Source organism: Pseudoalteromonas sp. H103, from assembly GCF_001469205.1.
GTDB lineage: Bacteria > Pseudomonadota > Gammaproteobacteria > Enterobacterales > Alteromonadaceae > Pseudoalteromonas > Pseudoalteromonas carrageenovora.
In genome coordinates this window covers 172019-185138 of sequence record NZ_LOFG01000012.1, presented here as the reverse complement: position 1 = coordinate 185138, position 13120 = coordinate 172019, and the positions used below count along the sequence as shown (strand labels likewise).

Annotated in this window: 11 protein-coding genes; 5 read left to right on the top strand and 6 right to left on the bottom strand. The window is 40.3% G+C overall.

Going from position 1 to position 13120, the window contains the following annotated elements; all coding sequences use genetic code 11:
* Window positions 1–82 precede the first annotated feature (82 nt).
* The 5 genes from clpP to ATS74_RS08090 all read left to right on the top strand — a co-directional run bounded on the left by clpP (window position 83) and on the right by ATS74_RS08090 (window position 7185).
* Entirely contained in the window at window positions 83–700 is a 618-nt protein-coding gene (gene clpP, locus ATS74_RS08110; protein ID WP_058548410.1) for an ATP-dependent Clp endopeptidase proteolytic subunit ClpP, read from the top strand.
* Between the two features lie 134 nt (window positions 701–834).
* Entirely contained in the window at window positions 835–2118 is a 1284-nt protein-coding gene (clpX, locus tag ATS74_RS08105) for an ATP-dependent protease ATP-binding subunit ClpX (protein WP_058548409.1), read from the top strand.
* A 150-nt stretch (window positions 2119–2268) separates the two neighbouring features.
* On the top strand, window positions 2269–4629 hold the full coding sequence (gene lon / locus ATS74_RS08100; protein WP_058548408.1) for an endopeptidase La: 2361 nt from the start codon (window positions 2269–2271) through the stop codon (window positions 4627–4629).
* A gap of 192 nt (window positions 4630–4821) precedes the next feature.
* A complete protein-coding gene (locus tag ATS74_RS08095; protein WP_158657444.1) occupies window positions 4822–5112 on the top strand; it encodes an HU family DNA-binding protein in 291 nt (96 codons plus the stop codon).
* A gap of 171 nt (window positions 5113–5283) precedes the next feature.
* Window positions 5284–7185, top strand: coding sequence for a SurA N-terminal domain-containing protein (locus ATS74_RS08090; protein WP_058548406.1), 1902 nt, complete (start codon window positions 5284–5286; stop codon window positions 7183–7185).
* A 91-nt stretch (window positions 7186–7276) separates the two neighbouring features.
* On the opposite strand, the gene ATS74_RS08085 is transcribed toward ATS74_RS08090, so the two are convergent.
* The 6 genes from ATS74_RS08085 to ATS74_RS08060 all read right to left on the bottom strand — a co-directional run bounded on the left by ATS74_RS08085 (window position 7277) and on the right by ATS74_RS08060 (window position 13108).
* Window positions 7277–7759, bottom strand: coding sequence for a VOC family protein (locus tag ATS74_RS08085; RefSeq protein ID WP_058548405.1), 483 nt, complete (start codon window positions 7757–7759; stop codon window positions 7277–7279).
* A gap of 73 nt (window positions 7760–7832) precedes the next feature.
* Window positions 7833–8594, bottom strand: coding sequence for an ATP-binding cassette domain-containing protein (locus tag ATS74_RS08080; RefSeq protein WP_058548404.1), 762 nt, complete (start codon window positions 8592–8594; stop codon window positions 7833–7835).
* The gene (locus tag ATS74_RS08075) at window positions 8594–9586 is read right to left on the bottom strand and encodes a peptide ABC transporter ATP-binding protein (protein ID WP_058548403.1); all 993 of its coding nucleotides are present in this window, start codon (window positions 9584–9586) and stop codon (window positions 8594–8596) included. Before ATS74_RS08075 ends, ATS74_RS08080 begins: the two co-directional genes overlap by 1 nt.
* Window positions 9587–10480 carry an ABC transporter permease subunit gene (locus tag ATS74_RS08070; protein WP_058548402.1) on the bottom strand — a complete coding sequence of 298 codons (894 nt, stop codon included), beginning with the start codon at window positions 10478–10480 and terminating at the stop codon, window positions 9587–9589.
* Complete coding sequence (locus ATS74_RS08065; protein WP_058548401.1) at window positions 10467–11501, bottom strand: ABC transporter permease; 1035 nt, start codon at window positions 11499–11501, stop codon at window positions 10467–10469. The genes ATS74_RS08070 and ATS74_RS08065 overlap by 14 nt, the downstream gene beginning before the upstream one ends.
* Window positions 11501–13108, bottom strand: a complete 1608-nt coding sequence (locus tag ATS74_RS08060; RefSeq protein ID WP_058548400.1) for an ABC transporter substrate-binding protein — start codon at window positions 13106–13108, stop codon at window positions 11501–11503. Before ATS74_RS08060 ends, ATS74_RS08065 begins: the two co-directional genes overlap by 1 nt.
* Window positions 13109–13120: the final 12 nt, after the last annotated feature.

Genomic DNA, 13120 nt, shown 5'->3' with positions numbered 1-13120 from the left:
TGGCTCTTAATTTGCGAAAAATGATAACTATGCTTTTCTTATAGTGAAGGATAAGTATAAGCGCATAAGGAATTAAATAAGTATGAACACTGGTATTACAGATCCCCTAAACGCATTAGTCCCTATGGTTGTTGAACAAACGGCTAAAGGCGAGCGCTCGTATGATATTTATTCGAGATTATTAAAAGAGCGTATTATCTTTTTAACAGGCCAAGTTGAAGACAACATGGCAAATCTAATTTTAGCGCAAATGCTATTTTTAGAATCAGAAAACCCTGACAAAGATATCTTTTTATATATCAACTCACCAGGTGGTTCAGTTACTGCAGGCATGGCCATTTACGATACAATGAACTTCATTAAACCAGATGTAAGCACAATTTGTGTTGGTCAAGCAGCAAGCATGGGCGCATTTTTACTTACAGCGGGTGCTAAAGGTAAGCGTTTTTGTCTACCAAACTCACGTGTAATGATTCACCAACCATTAGGTGGTTTCCAAGGTCAAGCGTCTGATTTTGAAATACACGCTAAAGAAATTCTGTCTATTAAAGACAAACTTAACCGCTTAATGGCTGAGCATACAGGCCAACCATTAGATGTTATTTCACGCGATACAGATCGTGATAACTTTATGAGTGCATCACAAGCTGTAGACTACGGACTTGTAGACTCAGTATTTACAAATCGCGATAGCAAGTAAGCGTGTAGGCAAGCAAACTATTGCTTGCCACTATGAGTTACTATGCGAAAACCAGTAAATTTTGGTATAGTTAAAAGCGAATTTGAATAGTTGCCAACCGGTTTGGCAGCCAACGTATAAAATGAGGTAGCTGAATGTCTGACACTCCTACAGACGGCGACAAAAGTAATAAATTGTTATACTGTTCTTTTTGTGGCAAAAGCCAGCATGAAGTTCGTAAATTAATTGCAGGTCCTTCAGTATACATTTGTGATGAATGTGTAGAGCTGTGTAACGATATCATCAGGGAAGAAATCAAAGACATTGCTCCTAAGCATAATGCGTCTGATAAACTACCTGTGCCAAAAGAAATTCGTAATCACCTAGACGACTACGTAATTGGTCAAGACCATGCTAAAAAAGTATTATCAGTAGCGGTATACAACCACTACAAACGCTTGCGTAACCAATCTACAAAGCAGGAAGTTGAACTAGGTAAAAGTAATATTCTACTTATTGGCCCAACAGGTAGTGGTAAAACATTACTTGCAGAAACGCTAGCACGCCTTTTAGATGTGCCGTTTACTATGGCTGATGCCACAACATTAACCGAAGCCGGTTATGTAGGTGAAGATGTAGAAAACATCATTCAAAAACTATTGCAAAAATGCGATTACGATGTAGAAAAAGCCCAGCGCGGTATTGTTTACATCGATGAAATTGACAAAATTTCTCGCAAATCAGATAACCCATCAATTACACGTGATGTATCAGGTGAAGGTGTGCAACAAGCACTACTTAAACTGATTGAGGGCACTGTTGCTTCGGTTCCACCACAAGGTGGCCGTAAGCACCCACAGCAAGAGTTTTTACAAGTAGACACATCTAAGATTTTGTTTATTTGTGGTGGTGCATTTGCAGGCCTAGATAAAGTAATTGAGCAGCGCAGCCATAAAAACACCGGGATTGGTTTTGGCGTTAACGTAAAAGAGTCTGCGGCGAGCCGTTCTTTAAGTGATACATTTAAAGACGTAGAGCCAGAAGATTTAGTTAAATATGGCTTAATCCCTGAGTTTATTGGTCGTCTACCGGTTGTTGCTACGTTAACTGAACTTGACGAAGCAGCACTTGTGCAAATTTTAAGTGAACCTAAAAACGCGATTACTAAGCAGTTCTCTGTATTGTTTGGTATGGAAGATGTTGAACTTGAATTTCGTGATGACGCCTTAGCAGCAATTGCTCACAAAGCAATGGAGCGCAAAACAGGTGCTCGTGGCCTTCGTTCGATTGTTGAAGGTGTATTACTTGATACCATGTACGAACTACCGTCTATGGACGATGTAAGCAAAGTGGTTATTGATGAAACCGTTATTAAAGGTGAGTCAGACCCAATCTTGATTTATGAAAACAATAAACAAGACAAAGCAGCATCTGAGTAGTTTTTAAGCTATTTGCATAAAAAAGGAGCCTTAGGCTCCTTTTTTTATAATTAATTTAGTCGAGTAGGGGAAAATTGTTGAACTTTAATTAGTTTATCCCCATATACTTGAGTAATCTTTTAAATAAATAAAGTGCGAAGAGAAAATATAATGACGCTTGAGAGAACCGACCGAGTCGAAATCCCAGTCCTAGCACTGCGCGATGTTGTGGTATATCCACACATGGTGATCCCGCTTTTTGTTGGCCGTGAAAAATCAATAAAATGCCTAGAAGCGGCAATGGACAAAGACAAACAAATTTTCTTGGTTGCACAAAAAGATGCAACTGTAGATGAACCAGAACAAGACGATATTTATCGTATTGGTACTATTGCCACTGTACTTCAGTTATTAAAATTACCAGACGGTACAGTGAAAGTTTTAGTTGAAGGTACACAACGCGCACAAATTGAAGAATTTGTAGATAACGATGACTTTTTTGTTGCTAACGCCCAATTTATTGAATCTGATTCGGTAGACGAGCAAGAGCAAGATATATTTATTCGCAGCGCTATTAGCCAGTTTGAAGGCTATGTAAAACTAAACAAAAAGATTCCACCAGAAGTATTAACCTCTGTGTCGGGTATTGATGAGCCAGCACGTCTTGCCGACACAATGGCAGCGCATATGCCGCTTAAAGTGCCTGAAAAACAAAAAGTGCTAGAAATCTCAAGTGTGACTGAACGCTTAGAGTATTTAATGGCGTTGATGGAAGGTGAAATAGACTTACTGCAAGTTGAGAAGAAAATTCGTACCCGCGTGAAAAAGCAGATGGAAAAATCTCAGCGCGAGTATTACCTCAACGAGCAAATGAAAGCCATTCAAAAAGAGCTTGGTGAGCTTGATGATGTGCCTGACGAATTTGAAGCGCTTAAAAAGCGTATTGAAGACTCTGGCATGCCTGATGAAGCTAAAGAAAAGGCCACTACTGAGCTTAATAAGCTTAAAATGATGTCGCCAATGTCTGCTGAAGCCACGGTTGTACGCTCTTACATTGATACGTTAATTAACGTGCCATGGAAAAAACGCTCTAAAGTGAAAAAAGATTTAGCGGGCGCGCAAAAAATCCTTGATAGCGATCACCACGGCTTAGATAAAGTTAAAGAACGTATTATTGAATACCTCGCAGTGCAACAGCGTACAAATAAGCTTAAAGGGCCTATTTTATGTTTAGTGGGTCCTCCAGGTGTTGGTAAAACATCTTTAGGGCAATCAATAGCGCGCTCTACTGGCCGTAAATATGTGCGTATGGCCTTAGGTGGGGTACGTGACGAGGCTGAAATTCGTGGCCATCGTCGTACTTACATTGGTTCTATGCCAGGCAAGCTAATTCAAAACATGTCTAAAGTGGGCGTTAAAAACCCATTATTCTTGTTAGATGAAATTGACAAAATGTCATCAGATATGCGCGGTGACCCAGCATCAGCTCTTCTAGAAGTATTAGATCCTGAGCAAAACAGCCATTTTGCCGATCATTACCTTGAAGTTGATTACGATTTATCTGACGTTATGTTTGTAGCCACATCAAACAGCTTTAATATTCCAGGCCCATTATTGGACCGTATGGAAGTTATTCGTTTATCGGGTTACACCGAAGATGAAAAGCTAAACATTGCAAAAGAGCACCTTATTACTAAGCAAGTTAAACGTAATGGTTTAAAAGATAACGAAGTAGTAATAGAAGATAGCGCTATTATTGGCATTATTCGTTATTACACGCGTGAAGCGGGTGTGCGTAACCTTGAACGTGAAATATCTAAACTGTGCCGTAAAGCCGTTAAAAATATCTTGTTAGAAAAAGACACTAAAACAGTGACTATCAATCAAGCTAACCTAGAAGACTTTTTAGGTGTGCAGCGCTTTGATTATGGTAAAGCTGAAGATGGTAACCGTATTGGCCAAGTAACTGGTTTAGCATGGACAGAAGTAGGTGGCGACTTGCTAACTATTGAATGTGCAGCTGTTCCAGGTAAAGGCAAGTTAAGTTACACAGGTTCACTGGGTGATGTAATGCAAGAGTCAATTCAGGCTGCGATGACTGTTGTACGTAATCGTGCTGATACATTCCGTATTAATAGTGATTTTTACGAAAAACGCGACATACACGTTCACGTACCTGAAGGTGCAACACCTAAAGATGGCCCTAGTGCCGGTGCTGCTATGGTTACGGGTTTAGTGTCGAGCTTAACGGGTAACCCTGTAAAAGCCGATGTTGCAATGACAGGCGAAATAACACTACGTGGTGAAGTATTGCCAATTGGTGGCCTTAAAGAAAAGTTATTGGCTGCTCATCGCGGTGGAATTAAAACAGTCATCATTCCAAAAATTAACGAACGTGACCTAAAAGAGATCCCAGACAACGTGCTGGCAGGTCTTGATGTTCACCCTGTTACGTGGATTGACGAGGTGTTAAAGCTTGCTTTAGTGCATCCTGTTGAGAGTTTTTCGCCCGAAACACCGAAAAACCAATAAAAAACCCAAAAAAAGTGCTTTTTAGGGCTTTTCAAATCTAAACGGTATGATAAGTTAAGCACTGGTTTTCAAGCCTAGCCCTTATGGGGCCTAGGCTTAAGAAAAATATAATCATGTGAGCATTAAAAGTTTGCTCTAAAATTTTCAAAAAAGTGATGTTAGTTTAAAAAACCATCGCTCTTGATAATAACAATGAAAGAGGATGATATTGTGAATAAATCTCAATTAATCGATCAAATCGCAGCTGACGCTGACATTTCTAAAGCGGCTGCAGGTCGTGCACTAGATTCATTCATCGGATCTGTATCTGGCGCGCTTAAAGATGGCGATTCAGTTGCACTTGTAGGTTTTGGTACTTTCTCAGTACGTGAACGTGCTGCACGTTCAGGCCGTAACCCACAAACTGGTGAAACTATTCAAATTGCTGCAGCTAATATCCCAGCTTTCAAAGCCGGTAAAGCGCTTAAAGACGCAGTAAACTAATCACTGTTTTACACACATTAGTTATGGCGAGTGTAAAGATACTGATTCACCACAACAGATGAATTAAGTAACTTTACCGCCAGTTACTTCAAGTGAAAAAGCGTATCTGGTAAGATACGCTTTTTTTACATGTGACAAGGTAAAATACCTTGATCAAAAAGAGATAAACAAATGCTTGAGAAAATCAGAGAGGGCTCACAAGGCCCTGTAGCCAAAATAATTTTAGGCGCGGTGATTTTATCTTTTGCCTTAGCAGGGATCGGTAGTTACTTAGGTCAAACCACAGAACAACCCGTTGCTGAAGTAAATGGAATTAAAATTAGCCAAACCGAATTTAATCGTGCTTATCAAAACGAACGTAGCCGTTTAGAGCAACAATTTGGTGAATACTTTACACAAATTGCAGCCGATCCAAATTATATGGCACAAATACGTCAAGGTGTAATTGACCGCTTAGTACAACAAGAATTGCAATCACAATTAGCGGCAGATTTAGGCCTTCGCGTGAGCGACGACAGCGTACGTAAAACCATTTTAGAACTACCTTACTTTCAAATTGGCGAAAAGTTTAATAACGACCGTTACTTACAAGTAATTCGTCAAATGAACTTTCAACCAGATGCATTTCGTGAATATCTTCGTAAAGATATGACGCGCAGCCAATTAGTATCAGCTGTAGCAGGTACTGACTTTGCATTAGAAAGCGAGCTTAAGAGTGCGATTGCACTACAGCAACAAACGCGTAGCATCGACTACTTAGTCGTTAACAAAGAAGCACTAGCAAAAGACATTGAAGTATCAGAGCAAGAAATTTCTGATTACTATGACCTAAACTCTTCACAGTTTTTATCGCCAGAGCTAATTTCAGTAAATTATATTGAATTAAATGCGTCAGATATTAACGTTGAGTCGGTAACTGAGGATGATGTAAAAGCGTATTACGAGCAAAATAAAGCGCAGTACATCGAGCCTGAAAAACGCCGTGTATCGCATATCTTAATTGATAACAGTGAAGACGACGATGCAGCTAAAGAAAAAGCTAACGCGCTACACGCTCAACTTGAGCAAGGTGCAGACTTTGCAGAGCTTGCTGAGTCATCGTCTGATGATATTGTAAGCGCTGAAATGGGCGGCGACCTTGAGTGGATTGAGCGTGATGTAATGGACCCTGCATTTGAAGAGGCAGCGTTTGCACTTGAAAATAAAGGTGACTTTTCAGAGGTTGTTGCATCTGAGTTTGGTTATCACATTATTAAGCTTACAGATCTTCAGCCACAACAAGTAAAAGCGTATGACGATGTTAAAGCAGATTTACGTGCTGAGCTTGAGCAAACTGAAAAAGTAGATGCATTTTACGAGAAGCAAACTGAAATGGGCGCATTAGCGTTCGAAATTTCAGACCGTTTAGATGATGCCGCAGAAGCTGCAGACGTTGAAGTTAAATCTACAGAGCTTTTAGCGCTTAACGCACTTCCTGAGCCATTAAATAACCCTGCGGTTATTACAGCGCTAACATCAGTTGATTTACTAGAAGATAAAGTAAACTCTGAGGTTATTGAACTTGGTGATGAGCACGCAGTTGTTGTTCGTATTAACGAACACAAACCTGCAGCAACTAAACCTCTTACAGAGGTAAGTGAGCAAATTAAAACTCGCTTAGTTAACGAAAAATCATCAGAGCTTGCTAAAAGTAAAGCGCGTGAATTATTCGCTCAAGTACAAGCAGGTAAGAGCTTAAATGAAGTTGCACAAGAGCAAAGCTTAACAGTTCGCCAAGAAGCGCAATTAACGCGTCAAAGCTACACTGTATCGCCAGCTATTGTAACGCAAGCGTTTAAAATGGCTCACCCAGCAGATTCTGCAGTGGTTGATATTGTTGATTTAAATAATGGTGACTCAGCAATTGTGGCGCTTAAATCGGTGACTGATGCACAAGTTGCAGAAAACATTGATGCACAAACTAAGCAAACAATTACTATGGCGCAAGCTAATAAAAACTACATGGTATTTATTGAAGCGCTAAAAGCACAAGCTGAGCTTAACTTACCACTTGTTGAGCAAGCGGCTGAATAAGTTGTTTTAGCAAATATACTAAAGGCGCCTTGAGCGCCTTTTTTATTGTCTTGAATTAGGGGGTGCCTATAATACTAATCATTTTACGGGGCTAGATAGGCCTCGCAATAAACTCAATCCGATTACCGCTAGGCTCTCTTATCATCATGTGCTGCGTAGGGCCTTTACCTAAATTCTCTGGTGCAAATTCTATAGTAATATTATTTTGCATTTTTAAGTGTTTATACAGCTCGCTTAACTTTTCAATACTCTCAACACTGAGTGCTAAATGGTGTAGGCCCACATTCTTTGCTCGATTAAACTCTACACGTTTTTTATCATTCTTAACTCGCCACAATGTAATGGTTATTTTTTTGTTAGATAAAAAGTAAGCAGGATAAGTCGGATCATTTCCCAGCACTTTAAAACCAAGTACATCAGTAAAAAACACTTTAGATGAATCTAAATCTGAAACAGTTAAACCTAAATGATCGATTCCGCCAACCCAGTTTTTAACTTTGTTAGGGGTATCGGCAATAGCAGAGGCAGATAAAAGCAGTAAGGGAGTAATACAAAGTAGTGTGTGCTTGAGCATGGAACGGTCCTGTTAAAAAGTAAAAGTTAATAACAAGACCTTCTAAAATGCGCTTACATTACAAAAAACTGCATTAGCAGCTTAATAAACGTTGTGTAACTTTTGATTGTGGGTTTTGAAATACCTCTTTAGTGCGGCCGTATTCCACCACTTCACCTTTATCAAGCACGACTACCAAATCGCTAATATGGCGAACTAAACTTAGATGATGGGTGATCATGACATAAGTGAGGCCTGTATCACGCTGTAGTTTAAGTAATAAATTTACGATTTGAGCGCGTATCGAAGGATCTAAAGACGAAACCGCTTCATCGAGTACAATTACCTTCGGATCTAAAATTAAAGCTCTAGCAAACGCTACACGCTGTAATTGCCCCACACTAAACATATGCGGGTAATAATGTTTATGATCGATTAATAAACCTACTTTAGAAAGCGTGGCATCTATTTTTTCATCACGCTGAGCTGTATCAAATTCGGTATTGTACTGCAGGCAATCGTTAAGCATTTCACCTATGGTTAAACCAGGATTAAGCGAGGCACCTGAGTCTTGAAAAATCATGCGGATATGCCGACATTGATTATCGCGTACGCCGTTATCTTCAATAATAATATTTTCGAGTAAAATTTGCCCGCTATCTGCGTTATCAGCGCCCGAAAGCAGCTTAGCTAATGTACTTTTACCTGCACCGGTTTCGCCAATTATGGCGATACTTTCACCTTTGCCTACGCAAAATGAAATATTTTTAAGTACCTCAAACTTTTTGCGAGTAAAAAGCCCTGCGCGTACATTAAAGGTTTTACAAAGAGCTTGTACTTTTAACAGTGGCTGCATTACTTCATGTCCTTAATTAACGGAAAGTGACACGCATAACTATGACCATGATGCTTAGTTAAAGCGGGTGTAACGACACATGCTTTTTGTGCTTGTGGGCAACGCGGCCCCAATCGGCAGCCAATAGGCAAATGTTGTAATGTAGGAATAGTACCTTTAAGCGCATAAAACGGCTCTTTATGGGCTAAGCCTTGCTCGTAGTCGGGCAAGCTTTTTAATAGCGCTTGTGTATATGGATGTCTAGGTTGTTTAAATATTTGATGAGTAGGGCCTGCTTCTACCATTTGTCCGCAATACAAAACATGGATGCCGTGTGACCAATGGGCAATTTCTTCAAGTTCATGGGATATCATCAAAATAGACATGTTTTTAAGTTGGTTTAAGCTTTTTAGTAATCTAAAAACTTGCGCGCGTGTGGTGCTTTCAAGCGCTGTAGTAGGCTCATCAGCAATTAAAAGCTTAGGCGTACGAGCAATGGCCATGGCAATCATTACTTTTTGGCACACGCCCTCTGAGAGCTCATGCGGGTAACTACTAAGTACAGCTTCGTGATTTTTAATACCGACCTTATGAATAAGTGCTTTTACGCGGTCTTTTCTCTCGCGGTTGCGCTTTAAAAAGAAACCTTTACGAGCAACTTCAGGCAGTGTTTCGGCTATTTGGTCAAATATTTTTGCGGTAGGGTCAAGGCATCTACTTGGATCTTGGTAAATCATGGCGATGTCTTGGCTTACTATTTTACGGCGCTGCTCTGGGCTTAAGCGCATTAAATCAACACCGCGCCAGTGTATACGGTCGGCTGTTATATGCCAGCGTTCGTTTAATACGCCAATAATCGCTTTTGCTATTAAGCTTTTACCTGAACCAGACTCACCTACAAGTGCATGTACTTCACCTTCTTTTAGGCTAAAGCTCACTCTGTCTACGGCTCTAATTACCGTCTCAGAGGTGCGTAGTTCAATCGTTAAGTTACGAACATCAAGTAATTGCATTTAATCTGCCTTACGTGCTTTAAGCACTTGTCGCAGGCCATCACCTACTAAATTGGTAGATAATACGGCTAAAAATAACAGTACACCGGGCAAGGCTACCGTCCAAGGTGCTAAATAAATCAGGCCTAAGTTTTCAGCTAAAATTGCGCCCCATTCGGTTGTGGGAGGCTGTGCACCCAACTTTAAAAAGCCAAGGGCAGAAATATCCAATATTGCGGTAGAAAGCGCCATAGTGAAAATAACCACAATGTGCTCGTAAATATTTGGAAAAATTCCCCGCGATATAATATGCCAGTTAGATGCGCCATCTAGCTTAAACGCGGTGATGTAATCTTTACTCAGCTCATCAACAATTAAGTTACGAACCGAGTGAATAAACTGTGGCAGTAGCGCCAATATAATTGCCCATACGGTATTCATTAAACCAGGGCCAAGTATGGCTATTATAATTATTGCCAATAATAAAGAAGGTATTGAGAGCGTTATATCAAGTAAATGGTTTAAAAAGCTTGAACGAAGGCCTCGGCTAATACCTGCAAAAGTACCCACTAAAACACCAATAATCGTTGTTAATAATGCGGCGACCACAGACAATCCAAACGTATAGGTTGCGCCATTCATTAAACGAGAGAGAACATCTCGGCCTAAATCATCGGTGCCTAAAATAAAGCGCACATCGCCCATTTCACGCCATGAAGGTGGAATGAGTAAGGCATCGCTATGTTGTTGATTTACACCATAAGGCGCTAAAAATGGCGCGCTGGCTGCTAATAAAGCAAACGCCATAAAAATCCATAAACCCACAAGAGCGGGGTGGTTATTTTTAAATTTTCGCCAAAATCGCGCAAGTGGCGATTTATTCGACTCTTCAGAAAATAAATTAAACTTTGCCATGGGCCTGGTTCCGCGAGAGTGGGTCGAATAATGTGTAAGTAAGCTCAGCTATAATAGTGGCTAATATAACAAATAAAGACACTGCCATTAAACCACCTTGAATAGCCGGGAAGTCGCGCTGATAAATACTGTCAATTAACCAGCGGCCTATACCTGGCCACGAGAAAATAACTTCGGTTATCATGGCAAGGGTAATTAGCGTACTAAATTGCAAACCTATTTGTTTTATAACCGGTAATAATGCATTACGAAGCGCATGGTGCATGATAAGTTGACGCCGGTTAAGGCCTTTTGCCCTGGCTGTTTTAATAAAGTTTTGATCCATTATTTTAAGCATAGACTCACGTGTAAAGCGAACCAATACCGTTGTAGGGTACATTGCCAGTACAATAGTGGGGAGTGTTAAATGGCGCAGAGCATCTACAAAAGCCATGCCTTTATAGGGGAAGCCCGCCAAAGCAATATCAATTAAAATAAACCCAGTACTTGCTGGTATTTCATAAAGTAAGCCCATTCTTCCCGACATAGGAAACCAGCCAAGCTTTAATGAAAAAATCATTATTAATAATAGTGCAAGCCAAAATACCGGAATAGAATAACCCACCATAGTGGTTGAGTTTATGAGTTTATCGGGCCAGCGTTTATGATAGCCAGAGCCTAAAATACCTGCTGGTACACCAACAACAATTGATACAATAAGTGCATATAAGCTAAGTTCAAGCGTTGCTGGTAATAAATCAAAAATATGACTAAATACACTGCCACCAGAGGCAAACGACAGCCCCCAATCACCTTGAAATATTCGCCCTAAAAAAGCAATGTACTGCATAAAGTAATTGCTGTTGTATAAATATTTGTCTTCAAGTTCGCTATGCTGAGCGAAGTTGCTGCTAGGTACACCACTTAAATTACTTAATGGATCGCCAGGGAACAAATAAGCGAGAGAAAAAGTAAAAACGCTGAGCATTAAAATCATAAAAAACAATAAGCCAAGGCGACGTAAAATATAATCTACGATCATTATTTTTTCCTCGCATTGGCAAGAGAAATAGCACCAAATGGGCCAAGCGTTATGCCCTCTACATCGGCACTACTGGCTTGAAAACGCAGACCATGAGCTAAAGGCAGTAATGGCAGCTCTTTAATTATTAAGCTTTGTGCATCTTCGTAGTATTTTTTACGTTTGTTTAAATCTGTGGTGTCGAGTGCTTGTGTAAGCATTAAATCAAATTGCGGATTACACCAATTTGCAGGGTTTTTACCGCTAAATGTAGCGGTGCAGCTTAATAGTGGGCTAAAAAAGTTATCTGGGTCGGGTGTATCAGCGGCCCAACCAAGTAATACGCTGTCGTGGCGATGTTCACCAATGCGCTGAATAAAGGTGTTCCATTCGTACTCTACAATACTTACGTTAACACCTACTTTTCGTAAATCACTTTGCATTAGCTCAGCCATTTTACGTGCATTAGGGTTATAAATTCGGCTCACTGGCATTGCCCAAATGGTCATATCAAAGCCATTAGGTAGGCCTGCTTCTATGAGTAGTTTTTTAGCAAGTTCGGGGTCAAACCTAGGCATATCTTCTTGTGGCTCAAATGCCCACGATGTTGGCGGTAAAATAGATTGTGCACGTGTGCCATTTCCGTAATAAACAGCCTGCATTATTTTATCGGTGTCTATAGCATGCGCCAGTGCTTGGCGTACGCGAATATCGTCAAATGGCGCTCGTTCAGTATTAAAAGCCCAATAACCTACATTTAAATTGGTTTCTTTTTCTACGTTTATGTCATCGCGCTGAGCCAAAATACTGAGTTGTGCGCTACTTGGGTGAGCGGTTATATCACATTCTTTAGTTAGCATTTTTGCAATGCGGGTGGTGCCATTAGGTGTTATATCGTAAACCAATTGCTCAAGGGCTACATCGTGCTTCCAATACAGCGGATTACGGTAAAAACGCACTAAATGGTCGCGGCGGTACTCTTTATAAATATAAGGGCCAGTGCCTATAGGGTATTGATCGAATAAGTTTTCTTGGTTATTTTTTTTAAGCTGCATGGCGTATTCTTCTGAAAGCACCACGGCAAAATCGGTAGCCATATTCGCTAAAAAGCTGCTCTCAGGGTTAAACAGTTCAAAACGCACTTGATAATCCGACACGCGAACAATTTTACGAATTAGCTGATCAATCCCCACACTTTGAAAATACGGATAATTAGCATCGCCCACAAAGTGATATGGGTTATATACGTCAAATAATCGACTGAAGGTAAATATAATATCGTCGGCATTAAAGTCCCGCGACGGGGTAAAATACGACGTAGTATGAAACTTTACGTCTTTACGAAGGGTAAAGGTTACCGACTTTCCATCTTTACTAATTTTCCAATCGGTAGCGAGCTCGCTTTTAAATTCGGCCGTGACGGGGTCAATGCTAATTAAGCGGTCGTATAATTGATTGGCAATAATATCAATAGTTGAACCTGTAGTCGTTACTTGAGGGTTAAACGACACAGGGTTAGCTTCAGCGCAATAAACTAGCCCTTGGTTTTTTTCTTCTATGATTTCTTCTTTGCTATCAAGGCAACCAACTAAAGTGGTGGCAAGCAAAACAAGTAATAATTTATGCACCCGCATAACCTC